Raw genomic sequence first — 19,428 nt, 5'->3', positions numbered from 1 at the left:
GGAATAAAAGTGATAAAAATAAATTATAAAGATTTGGATGAGTTTCTAAATCAGGATAGAAAAATAACAAATCGCTTTAATTTTGAAAATTTTACTTTAAGTGATAAGGAAAGATTAAGTGATCCTATATTTAAGTCAATAGGATATCCAAGTAAAATATTTTATAAAAATATACAACCGTTCATTAATGCTTATACAGAAGAGGGTGGAATAGTAATAGATTCATGTTGTGGTAGTGGCTCAACTGGTATAGCGGCTTTATTAGAAAATAGAAAATGTATATTAATTGATAATAGCCCACATGCTGTAAACATAGCTTATAATATTATCAATTACGTAGATATGAATAAATTAGAAAAGACATATAAAAAAATGCTTTCTGAATTAGAAGATGAGATTAATGGTATATATTATACTAGAACACGAGAGGGTTTTTCAGGATATGCTGATATAATTATTGCAAGCAATGTTTACTCATGTCCTTCTTGTGACAATGAAATTATATTATATAAAAATGAAACTGGAAAAAGGTCAGAATATAAGTGCCCTCATTGTGGCTATGTCATTAATATAAGTAAGAAAGAAATAAAGGATAGACAACTCGACAAAAGAAGACCGGTTGAAGTAACTATAAAGGTAACAGATAAGAACGCTCCGATAAAAAAAGAAGTGAGAGAAGTTACAGAAAAAGATGTTGAATTATGGGAAGTTAAACTGAATGAGTATAATAAAAAATATGAACATTATTGGTCACCAGAAGAAAAAATTATTTATAATCGTTGTTATCCAAGAGTAGGTGGATGGCCAGGATTTGCAATTGATGCTTCAGTAAGTGACTTGTTTCCTGCTAAAAATCTTATGGCATTAAAAATAATAAATAACTATATAGAAAATAGAATAGATGATGAAAGTATTAAATCATTTATGAAATTTATTTTTCTGGAATCACTTTTTAGAACAAGTAGCAGATTATTTGTATCATCTGGAATAAAAAACGTTTATCACATACCGCCGGTTGGAAAAGAGCAAAATGTATTAACTGTTTTTAAAAGAAAGTATAGAGATATTACTAAAGCTAAGAAATATCTACAAAATATAGTAGATGAAGAAAGAATAAATAATAATATTAGGATAATAAAAGGAGATGCACAAAACATAGACATACCTTCAAATTCAGTTGATTATGCGTTTGTTGATCCGCCATATGGCGGTATGGTACCTTATGCAGAGTTGAATTTGTTTTATAGTGCATGGTTAAATGAGAAAGAAGATTTAGAAAATGAAATTATAATTCCGATGGATTTTGAGAAAAAAGATGGTTATGTAGAAATTTGGGGAAAATATATTGAAAATGCTTTTGGTGAAATATATAGAGTTTTAAGACCAGGAGCCTATTTTACAGTGGTTTTCCATAGTAAATTTAATAATATATGGAATGAGCTTAAAGATATAATGATTAATAGATTAGGATTTGAATTTGTAAATATAATAGAAAATGAAAGGGGAACAACTTTTCACACTAATCATATTAATGATACAAATCCAGTAAGTGCATTTATAACCTATAGAAAACCTGAAAATGAATGTATAGTTACAAAAGAAAATATATTAGTGGAATCACAAGAAGTATTTAAATTCTTTGATAAGAATATATTAAAGGAAGGCAGAACTTATAGAGAAATACAATCAAAAATTATCTTTTTATGTCATGAGCATTCAATATCTATTCCTAGCGATAAAGAAATAAAACAATGGTTAGAGAGAATATGCGATAGAAAAGATGGGTACTACTTTCTTAAAAGCAGTTTTTAATTTAGTATAAAATAACCCCACATAGTTTTTTTGTGTGTGGGGTTATTTTAATTAATTAATACATTGGATTGTTTTTAATAAAATATTTGTCCGTCAAAAAGTCTGAACCAAAAAGTGTTCTTAACTGAACTATAGTTTTTGAATCAGGCAATGGTCTTGATGAGTCTTTATAGTAAGTATATACACTCTTTAAATTAGCTGAAGCATTTTTAGGGTTATCCCCAAATAAAAAGTCATAGTAAGGAAGCCTTATAATTTCTATATTTGAACGACTAGTGAATTTAACAACTCCAAATGCTTCAAGAATATTTAATATAAAAGGTAGTCTTCTTTTAGCACCTTCTTCTGAATCTTGTTCAATTCCATTCATATCAAAATATTGTCTTATAAAAGGAGTGTTAAAGTAATTCGAATAAATTTCGCTTCTGACAAATTGTTTTCGATTTTTATTTTCATGGAATAAGTATTTTAGCATATGTTTTACTGCATCCATTTTAAAGAATATTTGCTCTAATTGCTTTTTAACTTCTGATGGTAATCCTTTGATAAAATCATTAAAATATTGAGCATTATGCGCCATTTCCCATGTAATATCTTTAGTATTCTTAAATGCATAGAAATTAGCATCTGTAACATATTTATTTAATACAGAATATAAAAATTTTCCTTCGGGTGTCAAATGCGTAAAAGTGGTAGCATCAACTTTAGATGATGGGTTTCTATCATCAAATACAAATCCAAGTTCCATACAAGCCCAAATTTTGTATCTTGTTTGTCTTCCTAGTTTAGTAACAGGGGTATTTGTTGGTGCATAGATCTCTGGGCTTATTAGATTTGTATTAACACCGTCTCCTAAAGTTTTAACAACGTAAAAAATATGGCCAAGATGAGTACCTTGAGGGTAGTGGTAACTAGCAAGAGTAGCTTCACCTATCTCGGTAATAAATTTACTCCATGAACCGAAATGGCTTCTATAAACAGATACTTTATATTTACTTATATCTTCTAAGTTTATATCATCCTGTGTTGGTTTTCTCTTAATTTTTTCTTTTACTTCATAATAATTATCGATTAGATCTTGTTTTGTAATTTCTCGATTTTCTTCTTCAATTCGTTTGAATAGTTCTTCAACTGACTCATCGAAATGGACTTCACAACCAAGAGGCCATTCAAGGAAATCTTTTGTTGCGAACGATTTCTTTGATGATGAATTGTCATTTGATGAATTTGAATTACATTTATTACCCTTAATATAATCTTTAATTCTTTCAACGTTTTTGAAGTTACCTATAAAATCTAATACAATGACATGTGTTTTATAAGGATTTAATCTTAAGCCTCGGCCTAGTTGTTGGATAAATATAGTCTTAGATTCTGTAGGTCTTAAAAATAAAAGAGCTTCTACGTCTGGAAAGTCTACACCTTCATTAAAAACATCAACAGTGAAAAGTATTTGAATATTACCGTCTCTGAAATCTTTTATATATGCTTGTCTTAATTCAGGTGATAACCTACTAACATCACTGTGAATTGCTTCAGCAGCAATTCCTTTTTTCTTAAAGAAATTAGCCATTGAGATAGCGTGGTTTATGTTCACACAGAAACCAATAGCTTTCTTATTTTGGGCTAGTTCAATATATTTATCGTATATAGCTTGGTTTCGCTCGGGGATGTCAAGTTTACGGCCGAGATCTGCCACATCATATCTAATTCCATTATGCTTTATTTTAGTATAGTCTATATCATCTTTTAAACCGTAATAAATAAAACCAGACAAATAGCCAGATTCAATGGCTTCTCTTTGAGATAGTTCATAATAAATGTTATAGTCAAATAATTCTAATATATCAGCTCGGTCTTGTCTTTCAGGAGTAGCAGTTAAGCCAATCATATATTTTGGAGTAAAATAATCAATTATTTTTCTATAAGTAGTACAAGCAGAGTGATGAACTTCATCAATTATTATTAGTCCAAAATGATCGGGTAAAAACATTTCTATATTTCCGTCTCTATATAATGTATCTTTAGATGCAAAAATTACTTGTGCTGTTGTATTTTTTTTCTTCAGCATTAAAGAATCCTTTTGTAGCTTCAGGCCAAACTTCGTTAAATTTATTGTATGATTCTTGCAGTATATCGTTTCTATGAACGACAAAAAGAGTCTTCACATTTAATCTGTTTGCATCTAATGCTGCTAATATTGTTTTTCCCATACCTGTAGGCATTATAATAACACCTTTATTTATACCTGAATTTCTGTAATATTCTATGTTATCGAGTGCTGTTTGTTGTGGAAATGTTGGTTCGAAATTATCCTTGTTTAAAAAGTAAGGATTTATCTGTGGGTCACCTCTAAAAGCTCTTCTTAATGTATCTATACAAAAAGATGGATTAGTTCTAATTTGATTATAAGAAAATCTAATGAGAATCCAACCATTTAGTATTAGATCATTTTGTTTTACTAGTAAATCGTCAAAATATTCAGGAGATACTCTCATTGCACCTTCAGCATGATAAGTGTATCCATCAATTTCAATAACGTATTTATATCTATTAGTTTTAATTGTAAAGTCGAGTTTACGCTTTTTGAATTGAGAATCTTCTATTGGTGTCTGTACATCTAGATAATCTAGACCATTTTTACCAGCATAAATGTAAAAGATATCTTCAACAAATGTTCTTTCAATTTCATTCATTTTATTACCATATTTTTCTAGGAAATCTTGTAACTCCATAAGATGGAACTCCCCCTTTTTTTTTATTTCAATATTATACCAAATGTGATACAATATAATAATATCATAGTTTAAATAAAAAATGTACTTATTAAAATGTTTTGGGCAGGTGAAAATAAAGTGAATAAACTATTAGATAAAGAAACTACATTTCATGTACCTATGGTAAAAGATGCTCTAGAACTACTACGAGAACTGCCAAATGAATCCATACAATTAGTTATTGCTGATCCACCATACAATATTGATATAGAAAAATGGGACAAATATGAAAATTATTTGGAATGGGCGGAGAAATGGATAAATGAAGTATACAGGATTTTAAAAAAAACAGGGAATTTTATCTTGTTCGGAGGGTTTCAGTTTAAAAGTTCTGAAAGAGGTGATTTGTTAGATCTGTTATATTATATAAGAAAGAATACTAAATTTAAATTAATAAATGTTATAATATGGTATTATAAAAATGGAATTGCAGCTAGGAGATTCTTCTCTAATAGGCATGAAGAAATAATATGGTTTGCAAAAACAAACAAATATATATTTAATTTAGATGATGTGAGAATTAAGTATGATGAAGAAACATTAGAACTATATAAAAAAGATAAAAGATTAAATATTGAGAATCTATATAAAGGCAAAAACCCTACTAATGTCTGGGAAATACCAAGATTAAACAGTAATTCAAAGGAAAGAGTTGGACATCCAACACAAAAGCCCGAAAAAATAATTGAGAGAATAGTGAGAGCCATGAGCAATAAAAGTGATATAGTTTTGGATATTTTTGCAGGTTCAGCTGTTACTACCAAGGTTTGTATAGAAAACAATCGTAATTCAATTTCCTGTGATAACGATGAAAAGTTTAGAAAATATTTAAATTTGCAATTAGAAAAGATTAACTTACAGAATAACTATATTTTACTTAATGATATTAAAGAATACATTGAAAAAAATAAGAATTAAATATAATTAGTTTGATTATATTTAATTGATTTTAGTAGTTATGGAATGCAATAATGGAAATAATAAATGTTTGGACTTAAGTCAATATTCTAGACACAAAAAGTGAGATATTCGAGTAACTAAATTTTCATATTCAATAGGCGTCATAAAATTAATACTTCCATAAATACGATTTCTATTATACCAACCTTTTATGTATTCAAACAAAGCAAGTTTAGCTTGCTGAAAAGTCAAGTAATTTTTTTGATAAACTTAGGATTGCAAGAAATGTTTCCATATGAGGATTATATGGATTGGCTTTTGCACTATAAGAACACTTAACTTTATAATTACTAGATGATTTTAAGAAATCTTTCCCCAACACTTTCAGCCAAAAAAAAAAAAAAACAAATTCATTTTCCTCTTCTAAAATGCTTAAAAATTTTTCTAGGAATAATAAGTAGGTCTTCTGCATATTTCACAAAACCTTGCACTATCAGGGGTTGCATATAAATAAACATCTAAACCACTACTGTAATTTAAAAAATATGTACTCATTGAACAAAAGTTATATTGAGAATTATGACATAAGAGATATTTTTAAATTCCATCTATAAAATGTTATAATCATAAAAAGTCAAAGAAGATTCTATGTTTGCATAAATTAAACCGTCATGGTTAATTATTAAACCATAACGGTTTTCTGATTAAAATGGGATTTCTTCATCAGCAGCTACTGTTTCATCAAAGATATTTCCATCAAATTCATTAAAATCAGGGGAAACACCATCTTCGGAGTTTACTTTTGCATCTTTCTAATCTAAAAGAAGTTTTTCTAAACCCAAATAAGTAGGCCTACTACACATTTCACAGAATCTAGCATTACCAGGGTTAGCATATGTACAATTATCTAAATCGCAACAGTAATTAAAAATATATGTACCGCAAATGCTGCACTTATCAGAATTAAATTTATCCCCAGTACTGTGACAAAAGGGACATTCTAAACCCCTTTTATATCTATCAAGCTTAATAACTTTAGGATAACTAACTTTTAAAATTCCATCTAAGTTATTATAAACTATCTTTTCGATATATTTAAATTCAAAAGAATAAATTAGGTTACAAATTTTTTTCAGCGGTGGACTAATCTACGAAATTAATCTACAGTTTTTGATTTAACAAATCGACAAGACATGGTATAATTTACCTAAAGCCAAATAAAGAATATTTAAAAAATTATTATATATTTATATTTGTCTTTTGGAGGTTTTTTACGAGAACAATTACATCGTTTAAAGATTATATTAAAAAGAGGCAATCTAAAATGAGATATTGTAATACTGCCTATTGAGAAGGAGGATACTATATTGGCAGGTAATTGTTCATTTAAAGATTATGTGGCAAACAGATTTGAAAATGAATTATTTAATGCTTTGAAAAATTATATTGAAGATAACTATGATAATTTGGATTTGAGGTTATATAAAGTTCGAAATATTGGTGACATAGAATTATCCGATATAGAAGTAAAGTTTGTATCTGTAAATGATTTGCCGAGTATGAAAATAGAATTTGATGTTGTTGTAGAAGCTAATCTTGTAGTTCATGAGTCAGATTATCACTATGATGAATCGGAATATTGTAATCTGTGGTTTATGTTAAAGTGTACCGGAGATTTGGATAGCAATTTGGATGATTTTACAATTTCTAGTGTAACTGAGTATATCGGTAAAAATAAGCAGCCAAAACCTATGTCAGATTCTCTTGTTCCAATTATTAGAAAGGACTATTTAGAATCTGTTGCTACAGACTTCCTTAGAAGACATTACCCTGAAGCATTAAAAAACCCAATGGCAATTGAACCACAAGTATTGGCAGAAAAAATGGGTCTTAGAGTTGAAATGAGAGAAATTACAAAAGATTTCTCTGTTTTTGGGCAGATATTCTTTCAAGATTGTGAAGCAGAATTTTACGATAAAGACAGCGGTGAAATGGTAAAAACCAATGTGGATGCCCGAACTATATTCGTTGATCCAAAGGCATATTTTCTTCGTAATTTAGGATTAGTTAACAATACCATTGTGCATGAGTGTGTTCATTGGGATTTACATAGAAAAGCATTTGAATTGGAACGGTTATATAACAGCAGTGCCACACGAATTAAGTGCCAAGTAGTAGGAGGTATAAAAGATAATAATAAAGATGCTACTGACTGGATGGAATGGCAGGCAAATGCACTTGCTCCAAGGATTCAAATGCCAATTTCAACATTTAAGAAAATAGCTTTTGAATTTATTAAACAATATAAAAAAGAAATAGGTACCGATGAACTTATAGATGTAATGGAGCCAGTTATTGATGCCCTTGCTACTTTCTTTGGTGTTTCTCGTTTAGCAGCTAAAATAAGAATGATAGATGTTGGATATGAAGAAGCCATAGGAACTTTTACATACATTGATGGTCGTTATGTTAAGCCGCATAGATTTAAGAAAGGTTCGCTTGAGAGGAATCAAACATTTTCCATAGGTGCGGAAGATGCAGTAATTCAGAGTATAACCAACCCCACTTTAATTTCTCTTACAAAGGACGGCAGTTACCTGTATGTTGATTCCCATTTTGTATTAAACCATCCTAAGTATGTAGAAAGAAATTTATTCGGTGAAACTGTACTAACTGATTATGCTAGAACCCACATGGATGAGTGTTGCTTGATATTCGACCTATCAGTTAGGTCTTGCATCAAGGAAAGATACCATAGCGAGTGCTTCCTAAATAGAGATGAAACTTCCACTATAAGTTTTGACATAGTATATGGGAAAGGCTACGAATACGCTACTCCAGAAAATAAAGCAAAATTATTAGCAGACGTGTTAGCAGAAAATGCCCGTATATATAATGAATTGCCAAATAGCTATACTGCCTGTCTTAAAATGGTACGTGAGTGGAGAAAGGTAACGTATAAAGAATTAGAAGATAGAACAATGCTTAATGAGCGTACTATAAGAAGAATTGTTAATGGTGAAGAACCGGGGTCGCTTAATTCATTGATTTTAATTTGCCTTGGCCTGCACCTTCCACCGGAAATTAGTAATCATATTATTGAAAAATCACCATACTCTCTAAACTATACAAACGAAAGTCATATCTACTACAAGTTTGTGCTCAACCATTTATATGCAAAGACAATGGATGAAATTAGAGCTTTCTTACAAGAGCAGGGCGCTGACCCATTATAAAAAATTTTTAGAAAAGTGGGCACGAGATGTCCGATTTATAATATGAGAGTCATGCATAAACCCTTATAAAGGGCTTATGTATGGCTCTTTTTTTGTGCAAAAAACCCATAAATGGCTACCTTGATAACCGGACATGAGGTGTCCGCCACAAACCCTATTTAATCTTCTAAACTATTAGTAGAAGCAAAGGTAGTGGTACTTCATTAATTCAACAGATGAAATATTTTTTCAAAAATTTATTAAAAAATTTTCTAAATAAGAAATAAACTTTCCTATTTAACTTTTATTCTTAAATCACAGAGCAAAGGAAAGGGGGTGAGAAAGCGATGGGGCCAAATGAAAGGCGAATGGAAATTATAGAAGTTTTATGCAAAAGGCGACAAGATACTATGTCCAACTTAGCCTTTGAGTTTGGTGTTAGTATCAGAACTATTAAAAATGACATTGATATCCTATCGCTTTCTTACCCCATAGAAACCATTAGAGGTCGTTATGGTGGCGGTATAAAAGTAGCAGATGGTTATTATCTTAATCGAAAGTACTTAAAGCCTGAACAACAAGAATTATTAGAACGACTTAGAACAAGCCTATCTGGTAATGACCTCGCTGTGATGAACAGCATCCTCAAGGACTTTGCTCTGAATTACTAATAGGAGAGGAGGTACGAATTATGAATGATATACATCTTGCATTGGCAGAAGAACTAGAAAAGCTAGCAGCTGTATATCGTGCCAAGAGTCAAATTAAAACAGATGAAATAAGTATCCAAGATATAAGTTTTATACTTTCTGAAAAAATGAAAAAAGGCAAGATAACAGCAATTAAAGCACTATTAAAGAAATATGGTGCAGACAAGCTTATAGAAGTTAAACCAGAAGATTATGAAGCTATTTATAATGAAGCAAAACGATTATAGAAGGAGGAGAAATTTATGAAGCAATTAAAAATATTTAAAAATACTGAGTTTGGCGAATTGAATATTTTAGTTATTGACGATAAAGAGTATTTTCCAGCAACATACTGTGCAAGAATGCTTGGATATAGTAATCCACATAAAGCTATTATAAATCACTGTAGGTACCTAATAAAAAGGGAGGTACCACATCCACAAAATATAAATAAAACAATAGAAATGAATTATATTCCAGAGGGAGATCTATATCGCTTAATTGTTGGAGCATCAACTCAAAGCAAAAATAAAGAAGTGAAAGAAAAAGCTGAACGCTTTGAAAAGTGGATATTTGATGAAGTATTACCTTCAATAAGAAAACACGGAATTTATGCAACAGATAAGGTAATAGAAGAAATGCTAAATAACCCTGATACTATGATAAAAACACTTCAGGCACTAAAAGAAGAAAGAAAAAAGATACAAGAACTTACAGAAAAAGTAGAAGAACAGGACAAGAAACTACAACTATTTAGAAATCTTCAGCGTTTGAATGAAATGCTTAGAGCATCTGATATTGGTATGTATTATGGAATAACTGCAAAGGAATTTAACAGAATAATGCAAGATGCAGGAGTTATAAAAAAAGTTGACAGCAATTTCTATGATCGCAATTCATATTACGTTATGACAGCTAAGTATAGCCATACAAGATACTGTCAAGTTATTACAGATACTTTGAAAAATGGAATGAAGATTAAAACCAATGTATGGTTACCTGAATCCCTTGAATTTATTGATACCATAATGCAGAAATATGGATATGAGTTTGATATATAAGCATTCTCAAAATTAGATGGTGAAAAAATATGCAAATCAATCAAGAAATGATTCAAAAAAAGCTAAAGGCAAATGGTTGGACTCAAAACGAACTTTCAAGAAGGATGAATATTTCTAAGGGAACTCTTAGTAATGTTTTATCCGGTAGACGTGGTGCAGGTAGAAAAGTAATCTCTGGTCTACTTAGAGTATTTGCAGAAGAAAAATTAGAGAATCTTATTTTAAGTAAAAGTATAAAAACGAAAAAAGGCAGGTGATAAAAATAATTCTATACCCACATCAAAGACAAGCTCTAAATCATACTCAAAATATAAACCGAGTAGCCTACTATCTGGACCTCGGGCTTGGGAAGACTTTTGTAGGATCGGAGAAAATGAAACAGCTAAATAATCCATATAACTTAGTAGTCTGCCAAAAGTCCAAAATCAAAGACTGGGCCGAGCACTTTAAAACATACTATGACTATGAAGTAATCATTTTCAAGAATCAATCCATAGAAAGTATTCCACCACACAGCGTTATAATTATCAACTATGACTTAGTATGGAGAAGGAAACAATTGCATGAACTAAGGGATTTTACACTGATGTTGGACGAGTCCCAGTATATAAAAAATGAAACATCCAATAGAGCAAAGTTCATCTTAGGTTTAAATCCAACTAATGTAATTTTACTATCAGGAACTCCTACAGGCGGAAAATATGAGGAATTATGGTCCCAGTTAAAGCTCTTAGGTTGGAATATTAGCAAAAAGCTATTTTATAAGCACTATACTATCACAGAAAAACTTGATATAGGTGGATTTCAGATTACAGTTGTAAAGGGCTATAAAAATGTAGATAGGTTAAAAGAGAAATTAAAAGAACATGGAGCAGTGTTTATGAAAAGTGAAGAAGTCTTTGACCTGCCAGAGCAGATTGAAAATATGGTAACAGTGAAAAACACCAAGGAGTACAGAAGGTTTAAAAAAGATAGAGTTATCACAGTTAATGATAAAACTTTAGTAGGAGATACAGCTTTAACCGAACTATTATACCTAAGACAACTAGCATCCATCTATAATCCTAACAAACATCAGGCGCTTAAAGATTTACTTGCATCTACAGAAGATAGAGTCGTAGTTTTCTACAACTTTAAGAAAGAATATGAAACTATAAAATCCATCTGTGAAGCCTTAGAAAAACCAATATCCTACATTAACGGTGATGGTACTGACCTTAAAAACTATGAAGTTAAAAATAACACTGTAACATTAGTTCAATATCAAGCAGGAGCTTCAGGTGTGAATCTTCAAAGAGCCAATAAAATTATTTATCCCAGCTTACCTTTATCCAGTGAACTATGGATGCAGTCAAAGAAAAGGATTCATAGAATAGGTCAGAGCAGGAGCTGCTTTTACTACTACCTTATAACAGAAAAAAGTGTAGAAGAAAAAATATTAGAGGTTCTAAAGGAAAGAAGGGACTTCACGTTAGATTTATTTGAGAAGGTGGATAGATGACAGAGAAACAGCTTCAAAGAAAAGTCATTAAGTATTTAAAATCCTTACCTAACATCTGGTTTTTCAAAGTATGGGGAGGTGGATATCAAAGAGCAGGTATACCAGATTTAATCTGCTGCATTAATGGAGTATTCATTGCCATTGAACTTAAAGGAGATAATGGGAAACCCACTGAGCTACAGAAGATGAATATTAAAAATATTAATGATGCTGGTGGTATAGGAGTGATTTTATATCCGAAAGGATTTAAGGAATTTAAAAAACTCATAAAGGAGGTGAACTCGTGCAATATTCCCACAGTCGAGTGGAGTGCTTTGAAAAATGCAGATATAGGTTCTATCTTAGATATATCAAAGGACTAACCACTATTATTCCTCCAGGTGCAGATAGTCCACTGATTGTAGGAAGTGCTATGCACTTGGGACTAGAAAAAGGCATTGATGAAATGGAGAAATATTATTATTACCAATATCCAGTTATAAACGATAAACACATTAATGAAATGATTAAATTAATAATCCTTGTAGAAAAAGCATTAAAGGTAATGCAGGACTTAATTCAGGATAAACCAGTCACCTTTGAGTACGAGATAGATTTTCCTGAATTTAAAGGATTTGTAGATTTGATTATTCATAATAAGGACAGTACAGTAGACATCTATGATTTTAAATATAGCAACAATATTGACCACTACCTTCAGTCAAAGCAGCTTCATCTATATAAGTACTACCTAGAAAAATTAGGATTTAAAGTAAAGAGGCTAGGTTTTATTTTTATCCCTAAAACATCTATAAGGCAGAAGAAAAATAGAAGATTTGTATCAGTTTAGAAAGAGACTTAAAGAAACTCTATCTAGTATGGAAGTAAAGGTTATAAAAGTAGACTATGATCACCAGAAGGTGGAGGAGTTTTTAATAGCTGCAGTGATATTGAAAATGAAAAAATCTATGAAAAATCGCCAAGCAGATTATGTAATTGGTGTGAATTTCAAAAATACTGTGAGGAGGAGATTTCTTATATGCTACTACCTAAAAATGAAAGAAGAGAGAAAAAGATTGATGTAAACCCGGATATGTGGCTATATGCCGATAGTTATGTGGGAAAATCAACCTTTGTAGATAAATTTGATGACTTACTGTTTTTAAATACCGATGGAAATACAGACAATACAACATCTCCAGTTATAAAAATTGCCGATGAAGTAATCTATGAAGGAAGGCTAAAAAAAGTAAAAATGGCCTGGGAAGTGTTTCTAGACGCAGTGACAGAGCTTGAAAAAAAGGAGAATACTTTCAAAAGGGTATGTATTGATTTAGTAGAGGATTTATATGAACACTGTAGACTTTATAACTATAAAAAATTAGGAATAGACCATGAACAAGATGCTGGCTTTGGCAAAGGCTGGGATATGGTAAGGACCGAATTTCTATCAGCAATGAAAAGGCTTAAAAACCTAGGATATCAAATCATCTATGTTTCAAAGGAATTAAACATCTGAGATAACTCTTAAAAATGGTAATAAAATTACTACTATCAAACCTAACATTAATGACAAAGTGGCAAATGTGCTGGCAGGAACAGTAGATTTAACTGTAAGGGCTTATATAGATGGTAAAGAAAGATTTCTACAGCTTGAAAAGAAAGAAAATATATTTGGTGGTGGAAGATTCGAGTTTAAAGAGGCCTAGAGTAAAACTAGATAAAGAAGAATTTATAAAGGCATTGAAAGCAGCACAAGAAGGTATTAAAACCTATTCAAAGGTAGAAACATCAGATGAAACTGAAGAAGATGAAACAAAGGAAACTACAGATGAGGATAAACCTGAACCAAAAAAGCCAGTAAAAAAGAGCAGACGCTCTAGAAAATAAAAATAGGAGGAATTAATTATGGCAACAAAAAATTTATTTGCAAAGTTTGATAAGGAATTTGATGTTAAGGGTTTAAAGGAAGACTTAAAAAATGTAGGACAGGAGAAGGTCAATACAAAGATGTACCCCTTGGAACATATGAGGTAAAAATTGAAAAAATGGAACTTGTAGAATCAAAGACAGGTAAACCTATGTTATCCTGCTGGATGAAAATCTTATCTGGTGAATATCAAAATTCCATATTGTTTATGAACCAAGTTATAAACACAGCTTTTGGGCTTCATAACGCTAATGAATTTTTAAGATCTCTTGAAGCTGGAATAGAAGTAGAGTTTGAAAGTTTTTCACAATACTACGATTTAATACTTGATATTCATGAAGCAATTGACGGCAATTTAGAATATGCAGTAGAGTATGGGGAAACCAACAAAGGATTTAAGACCTTTAAAATAACTGAGGTTTTTGAGGTTGAATAGGTATGATTTTATTCTTTGACGCAGAGGTTTTCCTGCAAGATTGGCTCTTCGTCGTAATAGACCCTATTAATCATCAAAAATATGTCTTTATAAATGATGCTAAGAAATTAGCATCATTTTATGAAGAACATAAAGAACATATCTGGATTGGCTATAACAGCCATCATTATGACCAGTATATTTTAAAAGGTATCCTTTGCGGTTTTGACCCATATAGTATCTCCAGTTTCATTATAGCAGAAAAAAATCAAGGCTGGCAGTACAGCTCTCTATTTCAAAAAATTCAACTTTATGAATTTGATATTATGACAACAACTCACGGTTTAAAAGAACTAGAAGGATTTATGGGAAATGACATAAGAGAAAGCACTGTAAGCTTTTCATATAGATAGAAAGTTAACAGAAGAAGAATTAGAGGAAGTAGTAAAATACTGTACCCATGATGTTGAGCAGACTATAGAAATATTTTTACATCGTAAAGAGGAATTTGACTCTCATGTGGCCCTACTAAAGGCCTTTAATCTACCACTAAAATATATCAGCAAAACTAAAGCACAACTGGCAGCAGTAATTTTAAAGGCTAATAAGGTAAATCGTTCTGATGAATTTGATTTAATATTACTAGATACTTTAAAAATAGAAAAATATAAATATGTAGTTGACTGGTACAAGGACTCAAATAATCATAGTTATGATAAATCCCTAGAAACAACTATAAGTGGAGTGCCCCATGTATTTGCATGGGGAGGACTCCACGGAGCAAGGGATCAGTATCAGGATGAAGGTATTCTTGTAAATGTTGATGTAGCTTCTTTTTATCCATCACTAATGCTTGAGTATAACTTTTTATCTAGAAACGTGGAAGATTCCAATTTATACAAGAAAATCTATGAAGAACGGTTAAGGTTAAAAGCGGAAAAAAATCCTATGCAGCTTCCTTATAAAATCGTTCTTAACAGTACCTATGGGGCCATGAAATATAAATATAATAACCTCTATGATCCAAGACAGGCCAACAATGTCTGCGTAGGTGGACAACTGTTATTACTAGATTTAATAGAGAAATTAGAACCACATTGGACCCTTATCCAATCTAATACCGATGGATTAATAGGAAAAATTAGACGAAAAAGAAATTTTAACACTATTAAAGACATCTGCAAAGAGTGGGAAGAAAGAACTCATATGAAGCTAGAATTTGAACTCTATAAAAAAATTTATCAAAAAGATGTCAATAACTATATCATCATTAAAGACGATGGTAGCTATAAGTCTAAAGGAGCTTATGTAAAAAATTAAGTAGTATTGATAACGATTTGCCTATTGTGAATTTGGCATTAAAAGAATATTTCATTAAAGGAGTACCAGTAGAAGAAACAATAAACAATTGTAAAGACCTTATGATGTTTCAAAAGGTAGTAAAGATAAGCTATAAATATTCCCACGCCCTTTATGGTAATAAAAAGTTATCAGAAAAGTGCCTTAGGGTATTTGCTTCAAAGAAAGAAGATGATAAGGGAGTTTATAAAGTAAAGGAAAACGGTAGAGTAGAAAAAATAGCTGGTACGCCAGAGAAGTGTTTTATTAAAAACGATAATGTTATAGGTAAAAGAATTCCTAGAAGACTTGATAGAGAATGGTATATTCAGGTGACAAGGAAGCGACTTTTAGATTTTTTAGGGGAAGAAAACATGGGTGTTTTATAAAAATATATATTCTAATTTGGGAAGTTGGTAGCCAAAACAGCATTAAAATCATTGAAATATATGAAAGAATAAAAGAATTTGATTCAATATTGTTATTTAGTTGGGAGATTATTATCTGTTTTATAAAAAAATATGGTGAGAAAAGAGGTCATAATGGTTATAAAATTTCCCAACTATCCTATGATTTTGGAATAAGAACTAACCAGAAATAATGGGTTTATTGGAAAAAAGGCGGTGAAAAAGTGGACATTTTAAAAGGCTACATAAGAACGGTAGGGAAAAAACCGATAGAAGCATATAAAAAGAAAAAGAAATTTTATACCTATGATTACATTCGAAAAACTGGAGGAGATTTTGCTGGGATTTTAGCAGATGGAATGGTGCAGATTGATGTAGATGATGAAAAAGAAGCGGAGATTGTAAAAAATATAGTTACTGATCAGAAACTATCTTGTGCCATTTTAAAGACTACTAGAGGGTTGCACTTTTACTTTAGAAATAAGGATTTGAATAAAAGACAGACAAAAATGAAAACACCAATAGGTGTATCTATTGACATAGGCATTGGTGAGCAGAATGCTCTTGTGCCAATAAAAGTAAATGGTAAAACGAGAAGATGGTTAAATCGTATTAAAAATATTGAAGATATTGATTTTCTACCGGACTGGTTAAGACCGCTAAAAAAGAAAAGAAATGTTCCAGACTTTAAAGAATTGGAAGAAGGAGATGGAAGGAATCAGACACTTTTTAATTATATTCTCACTCTCCAATCGGAAGGATTCAGTAAAGACTCTATTAAAAATACCATAGGTATTATAAATAAATATATATTAAAAACACCTCTTGGAGAAAAAGAAATAAATAGCATCCTTCGGGATGAAGCATTTTTAAAGGAGTCCTTTTATATTAAATCCAAGTTCCTACACGATTAAGTTTGCTAAATTTCTAAAAGCAGAGGAGCACATTATAAAGATTAATAGCCAGCTTCATATCTACAGAGATGGTATATATAAAAGCGACCCACTGGAAATTGAATCAGCTATGATTAAACATCTACCGGAGCTTACAAAGTCCAAACGAAATGAGATATATAGCTATTTACAGCTTATAGCAGAAGATGTAGAGCCATCAGATGCAAAATATATAGCCCTTGCAAGTGGAGTACTAGATATAGATACTATGACAATTACTGACTTTTCACCGGATTTAATATTACAAAATAAAATTGAATATGATTATCTTCCAAGTGCCTATGACTTAGTAGTAGATAAGACCCTTGATAAAATATGCTGTAATGATAAGGATTTACGAAATCTCCTAGAAGAGTTAGTAGGATACTTACTCTTTAGAAGAAATGAAATGGGTAAGTGTTTTATCCTCACTGGAAGTGGGAGTAATGGGAAGTCCACATTCCTTGATATGACTAAAAATCTGTTGGGTAGCGATAATTATTCATGCCTTGGAATAGATGAACTTGGTGAGAGATTTAAAACTGCAGAGCTTTTCCACAAATTAGCCAACATTGGTGATGATATTAGTAAAAGTATATTGACGATAATGCTATTTTTAAAAAATTAGTTACAGGAGAAACGGTAAATGTAGAGAGAAAAGGAAAGGACCCCTTTGAATTTAATAACTATGCAAAGCTTCTTTTTAGTGCAAATAAACTACCGAGGATAAATGATACCTCAGATGGTTTAATGAGAAGACTTGTAATTATTCCCTTTAATGCAGTTTTTAGTGAAAAGGATGCAGATTTTGATGCCTTTATAAAAGATAAGCTTTTAACTAAGTCGGCTATGGAATATTTACTAAAACTTGGAATAGAAGGATTAAAAAGAGTACTAACCACAGGATTTACAGAGCCTTCAGTAGTAACAAAAGAGAAGAAGGAATATGAAATGGTTAATAATCCAGTTTTAACTTTCATAAATGAAGGAATAAAAATAGAAAATGAACCATCTAAAGATGTATACAGAAAATATAGTACTTGGTGTTATGAGAATGGGTTAAAGCCCCTTAGTCATGTGGAGTTTGGACGAGAAATTAATAAGCATGGTTTTGAATCAAAGGTAAAGAGAGTTAATGGGAAAACTATAAGGGTTTATATTAAGGATGTTACAGAAGTTACAGATAAGTGAAAACATCTGTAACTTCTAAAGACTAGAAAAATGAATGAATTAGGCAGGTGTTATAGATGTTACAGATATTTCTTTATTCCTTTATATAAAGAGAAAAAGAGAGTAGATAAAAAATTATTATATATAAAATAAATATATATATATATTATATATAATCTGTAACAATGTTAGAAAATTATCAACCTGCCGTGAAAATCGGAGGTGTAAGATTATGAATATAACAAAAACAAATGAAACTAATATAGAGCAAAAGAAATTTGAGGAGAAAAAAATCGTATTTATATGCAGTCCCTTTGCAGGAGATATTGAGGGAAACACAGAGAGAGCTAGAAGATATGGAAGATTTGCTGTAATTAAAAATGCTATACCAATAATACCTCATCTTATGTACCCACAGTTTTTATGTGAGGATGATCCTGAAGAAAGAAAACTAGGACTAGCTATGGGATTAGTACTTTTATCAAAATGCCAGGAACTGTGGGTGTTTGGTGGTAAAGTAACATCAGGAATGGCTGTAGAAATAGATAAAGCAAAAAGTGTTAATATGCCTATTAGATATTTTGATATTCATTGCAAACCAGTGGGAGGGATGAGGGGATGAATGATATGAATGTTAAAGATGTTAAAAATTGCTTTGCTTATAAAAATAAAAGATGCATCATTTTAAAATCAAACAGATGTGAAGGAACTGATTGTGGATTTTATAAAACTAAAGAAGAATTTAAGCTAGGACAAAAGAAGGCACTTGAGAGAATACTTTCTTTAAATAAAGACAAAAGGGATTATATAATTGAAACCTACTATGGTGGAAAAATAGAGGTGATATAGCCATGAAAGCTAAGGAATATTTATCGCAGGCTATTTGGCTTGATAAAAAGATTAACAATAAACTTGAAGAGAAACAAAGGCTAGAAAGTTTGGCCCAAAAAGTCACAGTGGATGTTACACAAGAAAAAGTAAGTGGCGGAAAAATAACAAGTCCTATGGAAAATGCTATTGTTAAGCTTATAGATTTAAGTCATGAAATAAATGATGATATTGATAAATTAGTTGATTTAAAAAGAGAAATACTAGAAACTATTAACAAGGTAAATGATATTACTTGCCAAGTTCTTTTAGAAATGAGATATATATGCGGTAAAAGCTGGGAAGATGTAGCAAGTGCTATGGGTTATGAAAGGAGTACAATATTTAGAATTCATGGAAAAGCATTAAAAGAAGTTCAAAAAATAAAAAGTTGCGACTAAATGAGATTGAATGCGACTATGAAAGTGTAGTAAA

Annotated in this window: 26 protein-coding genes and 2 pseudogenes; 25 read left to right on the top strand and 3 right to left on the bottom strand. The window is 30.9% G+C overall.

Translation table 11 applies throughout. From position 1 onward, the window contains the following. The first annotated feature begins 9 nt into the window (after positions 1 to 9). Positions 10 to 1,812: a DNA methyltransferase gene (locus ACFWTK_RS03365; RefSeq protein ID WP_415874726.1), complete on the top strand. Its 1,803-nt coding sequence runs from the start codon at positions 10 to 12 to the stop codon at positions 1,810 to 1,812. 55 nt (positions 1,813 to 1,867) lie between these two features. Here ACFWTK_RS03365 and ACFWTK_RS03360 read toward each other — a convergent pair whose 3' ends face one another. Then, positions 1,868 to 3,703, bottom strand: coding sequence for a DEAD/DEAH box helicase (locus ACFWTK_RS03360; protein WP_415875153.1), 1,836 nt, complete (start codon positions 3,701 to 3,703; stop codon positions 1,868 to 1,870). 30 nt (positions 3,704 to 3,733) lie between these two features. Beyond that, positions 3,734 to 4,310 (bottom strand): annotated as a pseudogene (locus tag ACFWTK_RS03355) (DEAD/DEAH box helicase family protein); the annotation flags it as partial. A 357-nt stretch (positions 4,311 to 4,667) separates the two neighbouring features. Here ACFWTK_RS03355 and ACFWTK_RS03350 point away from each other — a divergent pair. Beyond that, the gene (locus ACFWTK_RS03350) at positions 4,668 to 5,507 is read left to right on the top strand and encodes a DNA-methyltransferase (RefSeq protein ID WP_415874725.1); all 840 of its coding nucleotides are present in this window, start codon (positions 4,668 to 4,670) and stop codon (positions 5,505 to 5,507) included. 81 nt (positions 5,508 to 5,588) lie between these two features. Here the strand turns inward: ACFWTK_RS03350 and ACFWTK_RS03345 are convergent. Beyond that, a pseudogene (locus ACFWTK_RS03345) lies at positions 5,589 to 5,747 on the bottom strand (IS3 family transposase); the annotation flags it as partial. 1,109 nt (positions 5,748 to 6,856) lie between these two features. Here ACFWTK_RS03345 and ACFWTK_RS03340 point away from each other — a divergent pair. The 23 genes from ACFWTK_RS03340 to ACFWTK_RS03230 all read left to right on the top strand — a co-directional run bounded on the left by ACFWTK_RS03340 (position 6,857) and on the right by ACFWTK_RS03230 (position 19,394). Next, positions 6,857 to 8,725, top strand: coding sequence for a transcriptional regulator (locus tag ACFWTK_RS03340; RefSeq protein ID WP_415874724.1), 1,869 nt, complete (start codon positions 6,857 to 6,859; stop codon positions 8,723 to 8,725). Positions 8,726 to 9,051: 326 nt separating this feature from the next. Then, positions 9,052 to 9,375 (top strand): HTH domain-containing protein, encoded by a 324-nt coding sequence (locus ACFWTK_RS03335; protein ID WP_415874723.1) that lies wholly within the window; start codon positions 9,052 to 9,054, stop codon positions 9,373 to 9,375. A 20-nt stretch (positions 9,376 to 9,395) separates the two neighbouring features. After that, entirely contained in the window at positions 9,396 to 9,641 is a 246-nt protein-coding gene (locus ACFWTK_RS03330; protein WP_415874722.1) for a hypothetical protein, read from the top strand. Positions 9,642 to 9,656: 15 nt separating this feature from the next. Further along, positions 9,657 to 10,454, top strand: coding sequence for a BRO-N domain-containing protein (locus tag ACFWTK_RS03325; RefSeq protein WP_415874721.1), 798 nt, complete (start codon positions 9,657 to 9,659; stop codon positions 10,452 to 10,454). A gap of 29 nt (positions 10,455 to 10,483) precedes the next feature. Continuing rightward, entirely contained in the window at positions 10,484 to 10,711 is a 228-nt protein-coding gene (locus ACFWTK_RS03320; protein ID WP_415874720.1) for a helix-turn-helix domain-containing protein, read from the top strand. A 116-nt stretch (positions 10,712 to 10,827) separates the two neighbouring features. Next, positions 10,828 to 11,955, top strand: coding sequence for an SNF2-related protein (locus tag ACFWTK_RS03315; RefSeq protein ID WP_415874719.1), 1,128 nt, complete (start codon positions 10,828 to 10,830; stop codon positions 11,953 to 11,955). Next, positions 11,952 to 12,317, top strand: coding sequence for a VRR-NUC domain-containing protein (locus ACFWTK_RS03310; protein ID WP_415874718.1), 366 nt, complete (start codon positions 11,952 to 11,954; stop codon positions 12,315 to 12,317). Before ACFWTK_RS03315 ends, ACFWTK_RS03310 begins: the two co-directional genes overlap by 4 nt. Then, positions 12,260 to 12,784: a PD-(D/E)XK nuclease family protein gene (locus ACFWTK_RS03305; RefSeq protein WP_415874717.1), complete on the top strand. Its 525-nt coding sequence runs from the start codon at positions 12,260 to 12,262 to the stop codon at positions 12,782 to 12,784. Before ACFWTK_RS03310 ends, ACFWTK_RS03305 begins: the two co-directional genes overlap by 58 nt. Positions 12,785 to 12,812: 28 nt before the next feature. After that, complete coding sequence (locus ACFWTK_RS03300; RefSeq protein ID WP_415874716.1) at positions 12,813 to 13,019, top strand: hypothetical protein; 207 nt, start codon at positions 12,813 to 12,815, stop codon at positions 13,017 to 13,019. Beyond that, entirely contained in the window at positions 12,974 to 13,453 is a 480-nt protein-coding gene (locus ACFWTK_RS03295; RefSeq protein ID WP_415874715.1) for an ATP-binding protein, read from the top strand. The genes ACFWTK_RS03300 and ACFWTK_RS03295 overlap by 46 nt, the downstream gene beginning before the upstream one ends. 58 nt (positions 13,454 to 13,511) lie before the next feature. Further along, positions 13,512 to 13,643 (top strand): hypothetical protein, encoded by a 132-nt coding sequence (locus ACFWTK_RS03290; RefSeq protein ID WP_415874714.1) that lies wholly within the window; start codon positions 13,512 to 13,514, stop codon positions 13,641 to 13,643. Beyond that, entirely contained in the window at positions 13,615 to 13,824 is a 210-nt protein-coding gene (locus ACFWTK_RS03285) for a hypothetical protein (RefSeq protein WP_415874713.1), read from the top strand. The genes ACFWTK_RS03290 and ACFWTK_RS03285 overlap by 29 nt, the downstream gene beginning before the upstream one ends. Positions 13,825 to 13,842: 18 nt before the next feature. Beyond that, the gene (locus ACFWTK_RS03280) at positions 13,843 to 13,971 is read left to right on the top strand and encodes a hypothetical protein (protein WP_415874712.1); all 129 of its coding nucleotides are present in this window, start codon (positions 13,843 to 13,845) and stop codon (positions 13,969 to 13,971) included. 11 nt (positions 13,972 to 13,982) lie between these two features. Next, on the top strand, positions 13,983 to 14,300 hold the full coding sequence (locus ACFWTK_RS03275) for a hypothetical protein (protein WP_415874711.1): 318 nt from the start codon (positions 13,983 to 13,985) through the stop codon (positions 14,298 to 14,300). 2 nt (positions 14,301 to 14,302) lie between these two features. Further along, positions 14,303 to 14,692 (top strand): hypothetical protein, encoded by a 390-nt coding sequence (locus tag ACFWTK_RS03270; protein ID WP_415874710.1) that lies wholly within the window; start codon positions 14,303 to 14,305, stop codon positions 14,690 to 14,692. 106 nt (positions 14,693 to 14,798) lie between these two features. Beyond that, on the top strand, positions 14,799 to 15,599 hold the full coding sequence (locus ACFWTK_RS03265) for a hypothetical protein (protein WP_415874709.1): 801 nt from the start codon (positions 14,799 to 14,801) through the stop codon (positions 15,597 to 15,599). 26 nt (positions 15,600 to 15,625) lie between these two features. Then, the gene (locus ACFWTK_RS03260; protein WP_415874708.1) at positions 15,626 to 16,006 is read left to right on the top strand and encodes a hypothetical protein; all 381 of its coding nucleotides are present in this window, start codon (positions 15,626 to 15,628) and stop codon (positions 16,004 to 16,006) included. 242 nt (positions 16,007 to 16,248) lie between these two features. After that, positions 16,249 to 16,938, top strand: a complete 690-nt coding sequence (locus ACFWTK_RS03255) for a bifunctional DNA primase/polymerase (protein WP_415874707.1) — start codon at positions 16,249 to 16,251, stop codon at positions 16,936 to 16,938. Between the two features lie 109 nt (positions 16,939 to 17,047). Further along, positions 17,048 to 17,584 carry a DUF5906 domain-containing protein gene (locus ACFWTK_RS03250; protein ID WP_415874706.1) on the top strand — a complete coding sequence of 179 codons (537 nt, stop codon included), beginning with the start codon at positions 17,048 to 17,050 and terminating at the stop codon, positions 17,582 to 17,584. After that, positions 17,554 to 18,147, top strand: coding sequence for a phage/plasmid primase, P4 family (locus tag ACFWTK_RS03245; RefSeq protein ID WP_415875152.1), 594 nt, complete (start codon positions 17,554 to 17,556; stop codon positions 18,145 to 18,147). The genes ACFWTK_RS03250 and ACFWTK_RS03245 overlap by 31 nt, the downstream gene beginning before the upstream one ends. A 211-nt stretch (positions 18,148 to 18,358) precedes the next feature. Continuing rightward, the gene (locus ACFWTK_RS03240) at positions 18,359 to 18,748 is read left to right on the top strand and encodes a DUF7768 domain-containing protein (RefSeq protein WP_415874705.1); all 390 of its coding nucleotides are present in this window, start codon (positions 18,359 to 18,361) and stop codon (positions 18,746 to 18,748) included. Continuing rightward, positions 18,745 to 18,975, top strand: a complete 231-nt coding sequence (locus ACFWTK_RS03235; protein WP_415874704.1) for a hypothetical protein — start codon at positions 18,745 to 18,747, stop codon at positions 18,973 to 18,975. The genes ACFWTK_RS03240 and ACFWTK_RS03235 overlap by 4 nt, the downstream gene beginning before the upstream one ends. A 2-nt stretch (positions 18,976 to 18,977) precedes the next feature. Continuing rightward, the gene (locus ACFWTK_RS03230) at positions 18,978 to 19,394 is read left to right on the top strand and encodes a DUF1492 domain-containing protein (protein WP_415874703.1); all 417 of its coding nucleotides are present in this window, start codon (positions 18,978 to 18,980) and stop codon (positions 19,392 to 19,394) included. Positions 19,395 to 19,428: the final 34 nt, after the last annotated feature.

The organism is Clostridium sp. (assembly GCF_047777555.1).
Lineage (GTDB): Bacteria > Bacillota > Clostridia > Clostridiales > Clostridiaceae > Clostridium_H.
Note: the sequence above shows the minus strand (reverse complement) of the source record. Positions and strands in the feature narration are given on the sequence as shown.